The sequence below is a fragment of the Flavobacterium pectinovorum genome, assembly GCF_022802975.1.
GTDB lineage: Bacteria > Bacteroidota > Bacteroidia > Flavobacteriales > Flavobacteriaceae > Flavobacterium > Flavobacterium pectinovorum_B.
Map to the genome: position 1 here is coordinate 172372 of NZ_JAFEVZ010000002.1, position 14583 is coordinate 186954.

The following is a 14583-nucleotide window of genomic DNA, read 5'->3' on the forward strand; positions in this document are numbered from 1 at the left end:
GAGTTATGAAAAAACTTCTGCTTCTTTTTTTGCTTACACCAATTTTGATTTGGTCACAATCGAATTTTGAAAAAGCCGAAAAGTTATTTCATGCTAAAAAGTACGAAGAATCCCAATCTCTTTTTGAAGGAGTTTTAAAAGTCAGGCCTTTAGATATAAAGACTCTTGAGTATTTGGGAGAAATCGCTGCTTATGAAAAAGCATGGCTAAAAGGGGCAGAATATTATAAGAAACTCAAAGAAATAAAACCAAACGAAGCAGATTACTTTTATAAATATGGAGGCTGTCTGGCAATGAGAGCCAACGAAGTTAATAAGTTAAAAGCTTTAGGACTGGTAGATGATATGAGAGAAGCTTTTGAAAAAGCGATTAGTCTCAATCAAAAACATATTCCTGCCCGATGGGCTCTGATAGAATTGTATTTGCAATTGCCCGGAATTGTTGGCGGCAGCGAATCAAAAGCAATTTCATATTCAAATGAGTTAGCAAAGATTTCACCTGTCGATGGTTTTTTGTCAAAAGGCAGAATAGACGAATATTTTAAAAGGTATGCGTTGGCAGAAAAAAATTATTTGAAAGCAAATGAAATTGGCAAATCAAAAGTTACATTTCAAAAATTATATAATTTATATTTGAACAAATTAAAAGAGCCTAAAAAAGCGCAGGAATTAAAACGAAAATTTGAAGCATAAATAACTTCAAAAGAGATTCTAACCAAAATTGGAATTTATAAAATTTGGAATTTAAATGAAAACACATTTTATCGCCATAGGCGGAAGTGCCATGCATAATCTGGCATTGGCATTGCATAACAAAGGATATCAGGTTACAGGAAGCGATGATGCTATTTTTGAACCTTCAAAATCAAGATTAGAAAAAAAAGGAATTCTTCCATCAGAAATGGGATGGTTTCCTGAAAAAATTACTGCAGATATTGAAGCAGTAATATTAGGAATGCATGCCAAAGCTGATAATCCCGAATTGCTTAAAGCTCAGGAATTAGGATTGAAAATTTATTCGTATCCGGAATTTTTATACGAACAGTCAAAAAATAAAACCCGCGTTGTAATTGGAGGTTCTCACGGAAAAACAACCATAACTTCGATGATTTTGCACGTGATGCACTACCACAATATTGCAGTTGATTATATGGTGGGAGCACAGTTGGAAGGTTTTGACACTATGGTGCACCTAACTGAAGAAAATGATTTTATGGTTCTCGAAGGTGATGAGTATTTGTCATCTCCAATTGATCGACGTCCAAAGTTTCATTTGTATCAGCCAAATATTGCTTTAATTTCAGGAATTGCATGGGATCATATTAATGTGTTTCCAACGTATGAAAATTATGTAGAACAGTTTGAAATTTTCATTGGAAAAATTACCAATGGCGGAATTTTAGTTTACAATGAAAATGACCCTGAAGTAAAACGCGTTTCAGAAGCTGCAGCAAACCCAATTCGTAAACTTGCTTATCATACTCCGGAATATTCGGTAAGTGATGGTGTTACTTTATTAAAAACACCGGAAGGCAATATGCCAATCGAAGTTTTTGGGGCGCATAATTTAAATAATCTTGCAGGAGCAAAATGGATCTGTCAGAATATGGGTGTTGATGAAGCCGACTTTTACGAAGCAATTGCGAGTTTCAAAGGAGCATCAAAACGATTAGAAAAAATCGCTGAAGGAAAAGGAAAAGTTGCCTATAAAGATTTTGCACATTCACCAAGTAAAGTAGCAGCGACTACAAAAGCCGTAAAAGAACAATATCCGGACAGAACTTTGGTAGCCTGTTTAGAATTGCATACGTATAGCAGTTTAAATGCAGAATTCCTAAAAGAATATGAAGGGGCGTTGGAATATGCAGATGTTGCCGTTGTATTTTATTCACCGGATGCTGTAAAAATTAAGCAATTGGAAGAAGTAACTTACGAACAAATCGCTAATTCTTTCAATAGAGAAGATTTGATTATTTACACCAATCCTTCTGAATTCAAAGAGTATTTATTCAATTTAAATCTGGATAATTCAGCCTTGCTTTTGATGAGCTCAGGTAATTATGGAGGTTTGAATTTTGATGAGGTAAAGGGGTTGATTAATTAGATAATTAGTCAATTTGAAAATTAGATAATTTGCCGATTGCTTTTAAGCAATTGGCATTTTTTAAATTATCTAATTGACACATTTTCTAATTCTCTAATTTAAATTGGTGTAACTATAATGCCCCACAACTTTATATTCAAACAGACAATCTTCTAAAACCTGACCGCCGCCAACGTTATGAACAATTAGGTTACGTTTTCCGTCTTCTGATTTTTTGTTTGTGATAATTCCAATATGAGGTAATTTTCCGTTAATCATCCAGGTTACAATTTCTCCGGTTTTATAATCTTTTGCATCATCAGAAACAGGTAATTTTGTGCCTTTTCTTTCAAAGAAAACTTCCAGATTAGGAACTCTTCTATGATCGATATTGGTATCTGTTTTTGTCATTCCCCACTTTTTTAAATTTGGATATTTAGAAAAGTTTGCGGACATGTCTTCATGGACTTCTTTTTGTAAATCAATGTTTAATTTTCGATAGGTACGAATCACAACATCTGTGCAAACGCCTTTATTTGCTGGGATATCTCCGTTTGGATATTTTATGGAGAAATAAGCCGGATCATAATCTATCGAAGGATCAAGTATGGAGATGGCCGCTTCAGACAATTTTTCTTCAAAAGTTTTTACAGCAGTTTGCTGAGTATTAGTAAAAGCTAATTTGTTACTTTCTTTTTTGTTACAAGAAATAAATAATAATACGATTAAAACGCTGGAGATAGATTTCATTTTTTTTGTTTTAAAATTAGTGATTATCGAAATAACAAATGAGTTTTAATGAATGATTTTTCTTATTTTTGAAAATATTGATAAAACTATATGCCTGAAAAAATTAAAGTTGTCCATACAACAAGCGAAAATCCTGATTTCATATTTTTATACAACACCTTTGATACTTTTTTGTGGGAACGCTATCCCGAATTAAAAACAGATTATTGGGGTAATAATATTATAGAATTTAATCCAAATGTGGTTATTGTATATTTAGATAATAAAGCGGTTGGTTGCGGCTGTTTTAAAAAGTACAATGGCACTACTGCCGAACTCAAAAGAATGTTTGTTTTACCAGAAGCAAGAGGCCTTGGCTTAGCTCAGCTAATTATTAGTGAAGTAGAAAATAAGGCAATTGACCACGGTTTCGAAGTTTTGATTTTAGAAACGCTGTATAAACAAATTGAAGCAATTACGTTATATCAAAAAGTTGGATTTGAAATAATTGACAACTATGAGCCTTACGTAGGCCTGAAAAATAGTATCTGTATGAGTAAAAGCATTAATATTTAACAAATGGAAGCAACTCATTTTCCAATTACACATTGGTCTGAAGACGACAGACCTCGCGAAAAATTAATGCTGAAAGGTAAAAGTGTCTTAAGCGATGCCGAATTAATTGCTATTTTAATTGGTTCCGGTAGTCGGAATGAATCGGCAGTTGATTTGAGCAAAAGAATTTTGGCCAGTGTTGACACTCTGAATTCGTTAGGAAAAATGTCTATTTCGCAATTGATAGATTTTAAAGGAATAGGGGAGGCAAAGGCCATTACTATAATTGCTGCATTAGAGCTAGGAAGAAGACGCAGGGCAGAGGATTCGGTTGAATTGACCAAAATCACATCCAGTAAAATGGTTTTCGAAATTATGCAGCCTATTATTGGTGAGCTCCCGCATGAAGAGTTTTGGGTGCTTTTTCTGAATAATTCAAATAAAGTGATTTTAAAGTCTCAATTAAGTAAAGGAGGAATTTCAGGAACTATTGTCGATGTTCGTCTGGTTTTTAAATTAGCGCTTGAGTCAGGGGCTACAGGCTTGATTTTATGCCATAATCATCCTTCGGGGGCTTTGATTCCCAGTGATGCCGATAAACACATTACCAAAAAATTGAAGATGGCAGGAGATAGTTTAGATGTTAAAGTTTTAGATCATTTGATTATTACTGAAACAAAATATTATAGTTTTGTAGATGAAGGAATTTTATAAATTATGCATACAAATATTACCGATATATTCTTTGATTTAGACCATACGCTTTGGGATTTTGACCGGAACTCAGAAATGGCTTTTGACCGGATTTTTAAAAGTAAATTTCCGGAAATTAAATGTCAGGATTTTATAGAAAAATACATTCCTGTAAATCAGGCTTGCTGGAAATTATATCAACATGACAAAATTACGCATCAGGAACTGCGTTATAACAGATTAAAGTTCTCTTTTGATGCTTTGGGGATTGTCGTTTCTGATGAAGATATTGATCAGATTGCAAATGATTATATCGAATTTTTAACAGATAATAATCATTTGTTTGAAGGTGCAATTGAAATTTTAGACTATTTAAAATCAAAGTACAAATTGCACATCATAACAAATGGTTTTGCCAGTGTTCAGGAAAAGAAAATAAAGAATGCAGCTTTGCGTGATTATTTTAGCACAATTACAAATTCTGAACTGGCAGGCGTAAAAAAGCCAAATAGTATTATCTTTGATTACGCAATCAATTCTGCAAACGCTTCAAAGGAAAATTGTATTATGATTGGCGATTGTCTGGATGCCGATGTTAATGGTGCTCTGGATGCGGGTTTAGATGCGATTTTTTTTAATGATAAAAACATTGAAGCTCCGCAAAATATTAAACAAATAAACCATTTATTAGAACTTAAAAAATATTTATAACTATGAAAATTAGACTTTTTTTAATAACGCTTTTCATGTCTGCTTTAGGTTTTTCGCAATCTATTAATGATTACAAAGCCGTTATTGTGCCTATTGATTTTGATTTCACAAAGGGGATAAATCCTTATCGATTGTCAACGATGACAAAAGCAAATTTAATAAAAGCAGGTTTTGAAGCTTATTATGAAAACGACCAGCTTCCGGCAGAATTAATTAATCGTTGTGATTTGTTATATGTTGATGTGAAAAAAGATAATGCTTTTTTAGTAACAAAACTTTTTTTAGAGTTTAAAGATTGCTACGGAAAAATCGTTTATACTTCTGAAACAGGAAAAAGCAAAGAGAAAGAGTTTGATGTAGCTTACAGAGAATCATTAGATCTGGCTTTTGTATCTGTAAATGGGCTGCATTATAAATATAGTGGAAAAACCATTGCAACTTCTGGCGTTGCTTCAAATAGTACAGTTGCTGTTCCGGTAGTTGCTGTAGCTCCTGTTTCTACACAAATTTCTGTACCAGTTGCAGATGTTTCTGATCCAAATTTACTTTATGCACAACCAACAGATACAGGTTATCAATTAATAGATAAAACACCAAAAGTGGTTATGAAATTGCTTAAAACGTCTCGTCCTGATTCTTTTATAGCAATAAAAGATGGTGTTCAGGGAACTTTAAATGCAAAAGACAATCAGTGGTTTTTTGAATATTATCAAAACGACAAATTAGTTTCTGAAAAAGTTACAGTTAAGTTTTAGATAAAGAAATTTGAATATCTATTTTGTAAAACAATAAACAATAAACAATAAACAATAAACAATAAATAGGAAAATCTAATATCCATATTTATCTTTCCAACGGTTCTTTAAAAATTCACGGTTACTATTCTCTCTCGAATTCTGACCTGGATTATAAAGAACCGTTTCTTTTATAGCATCAGGCAAAAATTCCTGTTCGGTAAAGTTATTGGCATAATCATGTGAGTATTTATAATCTTCACCATAACCCAATTCTTTCATCAGTTTTGTTGGAGCATTGCGCAAATGAATCGGAACCGGCAAATCACCGGTTTGTTTGACCAATTGCTGTGCATTTCCAATGGCCATGTAAGAGGCATTACTTTTAGGCGAAGTAGCCAGATAAATCGCACACTGGCTTAAAATAATTCTGCTTTCCGGATAGCCAATAGTAGAAACTGCCTGAAAAGTATTATTCGCCATAATAAAAGCCGTAGGGTTGGCATTTCCAATATCTTCACTTGATAAAATCAACATTCGTCGGGCAATAAACTTTACATCTTCGCCGCCTTCGATCATTCTGGCCAGCCAATAAACAGCCCCATTAGGGTCACTTCCACGAATCGATTTTATAAAAGCCGAAACGATATCATAATGCTGTTCGCCACTTTTATCATACAAAACCGTATTTTGCTGAACCAGTTCAAAAACACGATCGTTTGTAATGATAATTTCATCACTGGCTGAAGCATTTACCACCAATTCAAAAATATTTAATAATTTTCTTCCATCACCGCCGGAAAGTCTTAATAAAGCTTCAGTTTCTTTCAGAACAATATTTTTGGTCGCCAGATAAGAATCGATTTTCATCGCACGATGTAGCAAAGTCTCCAGATCTTCTTTCGTAAAAGCATTCAAAATATACACTTGAGAGCGTGACAATAATGCAGGAATTACCTCAAAACTTGGGTTTTCGGTCGTTGCGCCAATTAGCGTGATAATACCTTTTTCGACTGCAGCTAAAAGCGAATCTTGTTGTGATTTACTAAATCGGTGAATCTCATCAATAAATAAAATAGGATTTCTGGCCGTAAATAAACCTCCATTTTGTTTCGCTTTTTCAATCACATCGCGAATGTCTTTCACGCCAGAGTTTATTGCGCTCAAAATATAAAAAGGGCGTTTCGATTCCTGAGCGATAATTTGAGCCAGAGTCGTTTTTCCGGTTCCTGGAGGCCCCCAAAAGATTAAGGAAGGTATAATTCCCTTTGAAATTTGTTGCGTCAAAGATCCGTTTGGTCCAACCAAATGACTTTGACTTATATAGTCTTCTAATTTTTGCGGTCGTATGCGTTCGGCTAAAGGTGCTTCCATTTTGTAAAATTACTATTTTTAATTTTTTCAGGAGCTATTTCCTGCTATCCGTTTCAATCTTTTGTGCCGAACACCGGCACAAAAGGATTTCCACTTCTATCAGGGCTAGGCCTCGACTTTTGCAGGATATTTTCGGTTAGCTGACAAATTAACAGTAAATTGTTTTTGGATAGTTTTTTGATGACAATCTATCAAATCGATGTAAGAATATGAACGACAATCATTTTAAATTTTCAAATTACGTACTGGCGCTTCCGTTGTTTTTTGTGCTTTTTTTGTGGGTCATATATTGGATTCAAATTCGCTTTGATTTCGATTTCTATCAACACGGAATTTACCCGAGGGATTTCTCTGGTCTTCAGGGGATTTTGTTCAGCCCTTTTATTCACGAAAACTTAGGGCATTTATATAATAATTCTATTCCGCTTTTGGTTTTACTGGCGGCGATGCAATATTTTTATCCCAAACAAACTTTGGGTGTTATTGTTTTCGGTATTCTGTTTTCAGGATTAATAACCTGGATCATCGGGCGTCAGAATTATCATATTGGGGCAAGCGGATTAATTTATGTTTTGGTAAGTTTTATATTTTTTAAAGGTATTCAAACCGGTTATTATCGTCTGGTGGCACTCTCACTTTCTGTAATTTTATTGTATGGAGGAATGATTTGGTATGTTTTTCCTGATGTTGATCAATCGATTTCCTGGGAAGGTCATTTAGCTGGTTTTATTACAGGTTTTATAATATCGTTATTTTATAAAACACCAGAATATGCCAAGCCCATTGTTTATGATTGGCAAAAACCGGATTTTAATCCGGAAGAAGATGCTTTTATGAAACACTTTGATGAAAACGGAAATTTTGTAAATACTGAAATCCCTGAAGAAGAGCCTGAAAATATTTCAACTTATTTTAATTCTGATGTTTCGGTACACTACATTATAACGAAATCAGAAGATAAAACAGTTTATTGAATATGTTTCATAAAAAAACACTTCGATTTAGAAGTGTTTTTTATTCTTTATAATGTAGGCTATTATTTAACTTCTTTGACGAACAGTTTCGTATAAAAAAGCACCACAGGCAACAGAAACATTCAATGATCCAATTGTTCCAAACATAGGAAGTTTTGCTTTCTCATCTACAATTTTTAAAACAGAAGGGTTAATTCCTCTGTCTTCAGATCCCATAATGATCGCCAGGGGTTCATTTAATTGCAGATCATAAATATTCGATTCCGTTTTTTCAGTTGCGGCAACAGTTTTAATCCCTGATCCCTGAAGGTAGAAAATAGCATCTTTAATATGTTCAACTTTACAAATAGGGACATTAAAAACGGCTCCGGCTGAAGTTTTTACGGTATCTCCGTTTACAGGTGCCGAACCTGCTTTTTGAACAATGATTCCGTTTACACCGGTACATTCTGCAGTTCTGATAATGGCACCAAAATTTCTTGCATCAGAAATCTGGTCTAATATTAAAAATAGGGGTTTAGAACCGGATTCAATAGTCGATTCAACCAGATGTTCTAATTCAATAAATCCGATAGGAGATATGGTAGCAACAGCTCCCTGGTGATTATTTGGTGTTAAGCGATTCAGTTTTTCAACAGGAACGTAGGAGAAGTTAATGTTAGCACGTTTCATTACCTTCATTAAATCCTTCATTAACTCACCCGAAATTTCTTTTTGTATGAATACTTTGTCTACTTCTTTTCCTGCCTGAATTGCTTCTATAATGGCTCTGATTCCAAATATTTGATGTTCTTTTTCCATAGCGCAAATGTAAGTATAATGTTTTATATAAAAAAAAACCACCCCAAATGAATGGAGTGGTTTTGATATGAATGAACAAGAAATTAAATTAATTAACTTTTTGAAGTTTTAAATTATATGTTCCGTATGTTCCAGAGTTTGTAGGTGTGAAGTAGCCTATTGATAAGTTAATTTCGCCAGAACAAGATCCTACAGTTCCTGTGCCTTTTGCTAAGTACATTGTTGCACTGCCGTAATTAATTAGTTTATTTGTGGTTACTGTAGTTTTATTGGTAGCCGGATCAACAGTTACTATATAATAAGTAGGAGAACTTGCTGGCACTGGAATTCTAAAAACGTAAGTTCCATCAGCAGCGTTGTAATCTAATTGTATAATGTTATTTGGGAAATAATCTTCCCATCCGTCTTCTACTACTTTATAACTTCCGCTAAAAAGTGATGCATCTGATAATGGACAAAGGGCAACATAGGTTTGAGAAGGTACCCATAAAGTAGAGTTTGCTATATCAGCACCGAATAAAGGAGCTCCTGCATCTGAGTACATCTTAGTAACGGTACCATTTTTTTGAGTAATTTCAGTTGTGATTAAAAGTTTATCATTAAGACCGAAACTTGTAAAAGTTGGGAACGCCTTCACTAAATCAGCTTTTTTGTAAGTTAATTTAGCTGGAAAAGTAGTGATGCCAGTTTGTAAAACAGCTTTTTTAAGTACCCCACTTTGTGTGAAGAAAGCTACGACGTCCATAGAGGCAACATTACCGGTTCCTATTTCTAAATTTAATCCTAAATTTATGTCTTGACCGTTTTGAAGTGCTATGATGTTTACACCTTGATCTGTTGTTGCATCTTTTCGTATGTCTGGAGCAGTACCTTCAGTTAAATTAAGAACTGAATCACCTCCGTCGTTTTCACATGACACTGCTATAAATACAAATAGCAGTGATGTGAATAATATTTTTATGTTTTTCATTTTATCAGTTTTTAATGATTAATTATCCCAAAAGATTTTGTAAGTTGCTGGGTTTTTCTGTACTGGTGCACTTGAATTTGTGTTTAATTCGGGTTGTGGCCAGTAGAATGAAACTTGAAAAGGATTACTTACTACAGTTTGAGAGTCATCTAAAGGAAAAGCATCTCCGTTATTTAATTGATACTCTTTAGTTGTACTGTTTGGATCGGCTAAAATTGGATAGCCTGTTCTTCTGTAATCAGTATATTGATCTGTAGGATCTCCAAAAGTAGCTACCCATTTTTGTGTCATAATGATTTCTAACTGTTTATTTGCTGATGCAGCACCATATTCAGTTATTACTTTGTCTATAAATGTTGTAACTGCAGCGATTCCTGTTGTAACCGCTGGAGTTCCAGCTGTTGTTGTTAAAGGAGGAACTGTTTGAAGTGATTGATTACCCTTAACAACCTGGTCAACTTTAATAAAACTTGCCAATATTGCCTCTCTAAGTTTAGTTGAAGCATTTCCTGGTAATTTACCAACTTGAATTAACTCAGCCTGAATATATAAGAACTCATCATAAGTCAAAATTCTATGAGGTGCAATACCTGTGCCTGATCTTGTAGATAAAGTGGTCACATCTGCTCCCTGTCCATCGTCATAACGTCCTCCTGCCGGGAAAATCCCTGGGTACGTATATGATCTTTCCTGACTTTTGTCTCTGTTAGGTCCTGTACTTCCGAATCGGATAGTGTAGAATCCAGTTTCTTTATCCCAGTAATCTGCATTTGGGTTTCCTGATATAGCGTCAGGAGGAAGTGTTGCACCTGCTTTTGTTTGGTTGAAATAATAGTACTTCATCCTTGGGTCAGGATTACCAGTATGGATGTTAGGGTTTACACCTTTTAAAATTTCGTACATCCATGGACTTTGGTAAGCTCCAAATTGTGTACTTTCATAAGATTCTGTAAACAATCTGTTTCTTTCAATTGTAGGAGAATTTACATTAAATCTATCAATCTGAAAATCATCTCCAATTCCTTGAAAGAAATTATTTTCTGCAACTAAAGCATTAAAACCTGCCTGATCAAAATCAGAAGTAAGTCTGGTTTGATTGTATAATTTTAATTTGAAGGTATTTGCAAATCGAATCCATTTGTTAAGATCTCCTTTGTAAATTAAATCATCGGTTCCTGGTTTTTTAGTTCCAGCATTACTTTTTATATTAATCTTTGCTTCATCAATTAGTTTGAAAACAGTAGCATATATCTCTTTTTGATTGTCAAATTTTGGTGCTATGATACCGGTTGTCAATTGTGTAGCTTCTGTAAAAGGTACATCACCCCATAGGTCTACAGCATAGGCCATAACAAAGGCTTTTTGTATTTGGCCAATTCCAACGTATGTTAAATCACCGCTCTCAGTAGCTTGGGTGATTAAAGTTTGGATGTCTGTAAGGGTTAAGTAAATACTGTTCCAATCATTATTTAAAGGGATGTTATCTGCTTTTAAACTATATTGGTCTTGATCTTCTCGGGATGTCATTTGGTGTGTATAGGTGGCTATTACACTTCCTGGGCCATTGTTGAAATCTCCAATCTCACCAATACTTGTTTCAATATTGGTTAAAAGATAATTCAAAGGGGCTATAGTAGGATCGTCAGTATCTTTATCAACATCCAAATAATCGCTACAACTACTAAATATGGTAGTGAGTGATAATAAAACGATTGCTGTTTTATTATTTTTTATATGGTTATATAATTTCATGTCTTTTGTGTTAAAATGTTAAATTAATCTTGAATCCCCATCTTTTTGCTGTTGGTGCAGCAGATGTTTCGATACCTTGTAGGGTAGATTTTCCGTAACTGGTTGTTTCTGGGTCAAAGTTAGTGTATTTAGGTACGTTTGGTGCATAGTACCATAAGTTGCTACCTAAAGCACTAAAACTTATTTTACCAAAAGGTGTTTTTTCTAAGTATTTTGACGGAACATCATACGTAAGATTTACTTCTCTTAATCTGAAAGTAGTACCATCGTAAACTTCAGCTTCGTCAACTGCATTAATTCCAAAAGTACTTCCGGCTCCAGATGGTGTAAAATAAAGTTCAAACACTGATAGTTGTTTTGTGTTAGGAATTTGATTTCCATTACCGTCTAAAATTGGCGTACCAGTAGCATTGTCTCCATAGTAACCTGGAATGATAACGGTTCTTTCTCTGTTTTCAGTATCTTTCGTTACCCCTCTACCTAATAAGGTTGAGATGGTAGAAGAAGAAACGTCACCACCTTGTTTCCAGTCAAATTGAGTTCTTAAACTCCATGCTTTGTAAACAAAAGTATTAGCAAAACTTACTCTGAACTTAGCGTTTGGATCTCCTATGATACCTGGAGTTGGGTCAATAATGACAGCGCCATTTGCTTGGTTAATTAAGAAGTTTCCGTTAGCGTCACGTGCAAATTTTGTTCCGTAAAATACTCCGAATGCTTCGCCTGGAATAGCAGCTGAAACGGCATTAATATTATTAATAATTCTATCCTGACCAGCATTTAAATTCAAGACTTCGTTATCATTTTTAGTAAACTGAGTTACTAATGACCACTTGAAACTGTTTGTTTTTACAGGAACTAAAGTCAATCCAAGTTCTATACCTTTGTTTCTGATAGAACCTGCATTTGTGTTTAATTCTTGGAATCCTGTAGAAGAAGGCACGGTAACAGGAGTAATCAAATCTTTAGTTGTTTTGCTATACAAACTTAAATCTACAACAATGCGTTTGTTGAAAAATTCTAAATCTGTTCCTACCTCAAATTCTTCTGAGAATTCAGGTTTTACGCTTTGATCTCCTAAATCTGTATTGTTACCAATTTGGGGAAGATTATTGTAAGATGGGTTTATATTGTAAGCAATCTTCAAGAATTCAGCGGGAACATCTCTACCTACTTTTGCAAAACTTGCTCTTAATTTAGCGAATGTTAACACGTCGCTTTTGATGTCAAAAGCTTCGGTAATAATAGCAGAAGCACTCACAGAAGGATAAAAGTATGAGTTGTTGTTTTTTGGTAAAGAAGAACTCCAGTCATTTCTAGCTGTTGCATTCAAAAATAAATATTCTCTGAACGATAAAGTTACATCCGCAAAAACACCTATATTTCTTTTTGTTGTTCTATCGTCTCCTAAATTTGCAATGTTTCTAACATTTTGGAAAGTAAAAATGTCCGGTACTAAGAATTCTTTTCCTTGATTGGTTATTCTTGAGTCTTCATTTTGTAGAACGTTGTTTCCTAAAATAGCAGTAAGATCAAAATCTTCGCTAAGTTTGTAGTTGAAGTTCAGTAAAAAAGTTGATTCTATATCTTGGTTGGTAAAGTTATCACTTAGTAAATCCCCCAGACCATTGTTTGCTCTTGATCCAAGATCACGAACTTGTAGTCTGTTTAATGTGTACTTATTTAAACCTGCTCTGTAGGAAGCAGAAATGTTGTCGTTGAATACGTAATTTAAATTAATACCCGTAACGACTCTTTCTGTGTGAGTAGTAATTTGATCGTGTTCCCAAGACCAAAGAGGGTGATCAAACTGAGTTCCGTTTGGTGTAACTGAAGCTCCTGTAACTGGATGTACATAAGGTAAATTTAAATCCCAGTTTCTTGCTAAGAACAAAGTTCTGGCAAATGAAGAAGATGCACCGTCAAATTGATTTTCTCCAAAAAAAGCACCAACTTGTTTTGTTTTTGAGTAAGATAAGTTTGCTCCTACGGTGAATTTTTTGCTTAATTTGAAATTTCCTCCTGCTGACATAGATGTTCTGTCGTAAACGTTGTATGGGATATAACCATCTTGGCGTAAGTCTGAAATGGTAGCATTAAAAGTTCCATCAGATCCTGCATAATTAAAACCTATTGTTTTGTCTAATACTGTACCAGTTCTAAAAAGGTCTTTTACGTTGTTTGGTTTAGCTACGTAAGGAACTGTTGAACCAAATTGGTCAGGGAATGCAGATAGTAAAGAAGCCCATGTAGGAATGGTTGCTAAAGAGTCAAATCGTGGTCCCCAAGAACCATTAGCATTAGAGTACTGGAAGTTTGATCCAGCTCCATAAGTGTTTTGGTAATCTGGTAAATTCGCTATAGTTTCAAAATAAGTACCCAATCCAACATTTACGCTTAGTTTTTCTGATTGATTGGATTTTGTGTTTCCAGATTTTGTAGTTACAACAATAACTCCATTCATTGCTCTAGATCCGTAAAGAGCAGCTGCAGCAGTACTTTTAAGTACGTTTATCGATGCGATGTCATTTGGATCTAAAGAAGAAAGGGCAGATTCGTAACCACCACCACCAGTAATTTGGCTCGTACTGGTTACCGATACGTTACTGTAAGCTATACCATCTACAATAATTAACGGATCTGTGTTTCCTGTCAAAGAGTTGACCCCTCTGATTGTAATTTGGTTGGCAGCACCGGCAACACCTGTTGAAGTATTGATGTTAACCCCGGCTACTTTTCCAGCAAGTGCTCTTGATAAATCTGGTTCTGAATTTTGTGTAATTTCTTCTGCTTTAACAGAGCTAACTGAATACCCTAGTTTTTTTGGATTACGTTTAATACCAAAAGCAGTTACTACAACAGATTCAAGTTGCTGAGCATCTGAGTCAGATAGTTTAATGTTTAATACAGAAGAACTTGCAGCAACTTCCTGGGTTTTCATCCCAATGTAGCTAAATACCAAAACCTGATTTGGTGATGCTTTAACAGAAAATTTCCCATCAAAGTCTGTTTGTGTTCCTGATTTAGTTCCTTTTACTAATACACTAACACCTGGTAAAGGCATTCCTGCATTGTCGGAAACTGTTCCAGAAACAGCTCTTTCTTGTGCAAATGTGATTTGCGCAACTAGTGCTAATAAGAGCACTAAAAATCCATTGAACTTTAGTTTCATTTTTAAATATTTTGAATTAGTATCGCAAAACTCTTA

The 14583-nt window shown here is 34.5% G+C and carries 13 protein-coding genes; 7 read left to right on the top strand and 6 right to left on the bottom strand.

The window, feature by feature from the left end; genetic code table 11:
- Positions 1-5: 5 nt before the first annotated feature.
- Complete coding sequence (locus FLV_RS03290; RefSeq protein ID WP_243230721.1) at positions 6-692, top strand: tetratricopeptide repeat protein; 687 nt, start codon at positions 6-8, stop codon at positions 690-692.
- Positions 693-747: 55 nt separating this feature from the next.
- Positions 748-2103, top strand: a complete 1356-nt coding sequence (locus tag FLV_RS03295; protein WP_243230723.1) for a UDP-N-acetylmuramate--L-alanine ligase — start codon at positions 748-750, stop codon at positions 2101-2103.
- 93 nt (positions 2104-2196) lie between these two features.
- Here FLV_RS03295 and FLV_RS03300 read toward each other — a convergent pair whose 3' ends face one another.
- A complete protein-coding gene (locus FLV_RS03300; protein ID WP_243230724.1) occupies positions 2197-2832 on the bottom strand; it encodes a DUF1287 domain-containing protein in 636 nt (211 codons plus the stop codon).
- Positions 2833-2922: 90 nt separating this feature from the next.
- Between FLV_RS03300 and FLV_RS03305 the strand changes: the two genes are divergently transcribed.
- Genes FLV_RS03305 through FLV_RS03320 form a run of 4 tightly spaced genes read left to right on the top strand, consistent with a single transcriptional unit; the run spans position 2923 to position 5525 of the window.
- Entirely contained in the window at positions 2923-3387 is a 465-nt protein-coding gene (locus FLV_RS03305; protein ID WP_243230725.1) for a GNAT family N-acetyltransferase, read from the top strand.
- A gap of 3 nt (positions 3388-3390) precedes the next feature.
- On the top strand, positions 3391-4080 hold the full coding sequence (gene radC / locus FLV_RS03310; RefSeq protein ID WP_243230726.1) for a RadC family protein: 690 nt from the start codon (positions 3391-3393) through the stop codon (positions 4078-4080).
- A 3-nt stretch (positions 4081-4083) separates the two neighbouring features.
- Positions 4084-4770, top strand: coding sequence for a YjjG family noncanonical pyrimidine nucleotidase (locus tag FLV_RS03315; protein WP_243230729.1), 687 nt, complete (start codon positions 4084-4086; stop codon positions 4768-4770).
- 2 nt (positions 4771-4772) lie between these two features.
- Complete coding sequence (locus FLV_RS03320; protein WP_243230731.1) at positions 4773-5525, top strand: hypothetical protein; 753 nt, start codon at positions 4773-4775, stop codon at positions 5523-5525.
- Positions 5526-5600: 75 nt separating this feature from the next.
- On the opposite strand, the gene FLV_RS03325 is transcribed toward FLV_RS03320, so the two are convergent.
- Positions 5601-6878: a replication-associated recombination protein A gene (locus tag FLV_RS03325; RefSeq protein ID WP_243230732.1), complete on the bottom strand. Its 1278-nt coding sequence runs from the start codon at positions 6876-6878 to the stop codon at positions 5601-5603.
- Between the two features lie 209 nt (positions 6879-7087).
- Between FLV_RS03325 and FLV_RS03330 the strand changes: the two genes are divergently transcribed.
- Positions 7088-7852: a rhomboid family intramembrane serine protease gene (locus FLV_RS03330; RefSeq protein ID WP_243230734.1), complete on the top strand. Its 765-nt coding sequence runs from the start codon at positions 7088-7090 to the stop codon at positions 7850-7852.
- 66 nt (positions 7853-7918) lie between these two features.
- Here FLV_RS03330 and rlmB read toward each other — a convergent pair whose 3' ends face one another.
- From rlmB to FLV_RS03350, 4 genes are all read right to left on the bottom strand, one after another.
- Entirely contained in the window at positions 7919-8653 is a 735-nt protein-coding gene (rlmB, locus tag FLV_RS03335) for a 23S rRNA (guanosine(2251)-2'-O)-methyltransferase RlmB (RefSeq protein ID WP_243230740.1), read from the bottom strand.
- Positions 8654-8741: 88 nt separating this feature from the next.
- On the bottom strand, positions 8742-9623 hold the full coding sequence (locus FLV_RS03340; RefSeq protein WP_243230741.1) for a hypothetical protein: 882 nt from the start codon (positions 9621-9623) through the stop codon (positions 8742-8744).
- Between the two features lie 18 nt (positions 9624-9641).
- A complete protein-coding gene (locus FLV_RS03345) occupies positions 9642-11375 on the bottom strand; it encodes a SusD/RagB family nutrient-binding outer membrane lipoprotein (RefSeq protein ID WP_243230742.1) in 1734 nt (577 codons plus the stop codon).
- Between the two features lie 10 nt (positions 11376-11385).
- A complete protein-coding gene (locus FLV_RS03350) occupies positions 11386-14547 on the bottom strand; it encodes a SusC/RagA family TonB-linked outer membrane protein (protein ID WP_243230744.1) in 3162 nt (1053 codons plus the stop codon).
- Positions 14548-14583: the final 36 nt, after the last annotated feature.

Coding starts and splice junctions, on each gene's coding strand:
- FLV_RS03290 (WP_243230721.1), top strand. CDS start 6: ATGAAAAAACTTCTGCTTCTTTTTTTGCTTACACCAATTTTGATTTGG.
- FLV_RS03295 (WP_243230723.1), top strand. CDS start 748: ATGAAAACACATTTTATCGCCATAGGCGGAAGTGCCATGCATAATCTG.
- FLV_RS03300 (WP_243230724.1), bottom strand. CDS start 2,832: ATGAAATCTATCTCCAGCGTTTTAATCGTATTATTATTTATTTCTTGT.
- FLV_RS03305 (WP_243230725.1), top strand. CDS start 2,923: ATGCCTGAAAAAATTAAAGTTGTCCATACAACAAGCGAAAATCCTGAT.
- radC (WP_243230726.1), top strand. CDS start 3,391: ATGGAAGCAACTCATTTTCCAATTACACATTGGTCTGAAGACGACAGA.
- FLV_RS03315 (WP_243230729.1), top strand. CDS start 4,084: ATGCATACAAATATTACCGATATATTCTTTGATTTAGACCATACGCTT.
- FLV_RS03320 (WP_243230731.1), top strand. CDS start 4,773: ATGAAAATTAGACTTTTTTTAATAACGCTTTTCATGTCTGCTTTAGGT.
- FLV_RS03325 (WP_243230732.1), bottom strand. CDS start 6,878: ATGGAAGCACCTTTAGCCGAACGCATACGACCGCAAAAATTAGAAGAC.
- FLV_RS03330 (WP_243230734.1), top strand. CDS start 7,088: ATGAACGACAATCATTTTAAATTTTCAAATTACGTACTGGCGCTTCCG.
- rlmB (WP_243230740.1), bottom strand. CDS start 8,653: ATGGAAAAAGAACATCAAATATTTGGAATCAGAGCCATTATAGAAGCA.
- FLV_RS03340 (WP_243230741.1), bottom strand. CDS start 9,623: ATGAAAAACATAAAAATATTATTCACATCACTGCTATTTGTATTTATA.
- FLV_RS03345 (WP_243230742.1), bottom strand. CDS start 11,375: ATGAAATTATATAACCATATAAAAAATAATAAAACAGCAATCGTTTTA.
- FLV_RS03350 (WP_243230744.1), bottom strand. CDS start 14,547: ATGAAACTAAAGTTCAATGGATTTTTAGTGCTCTTATTAGCACTAGTT.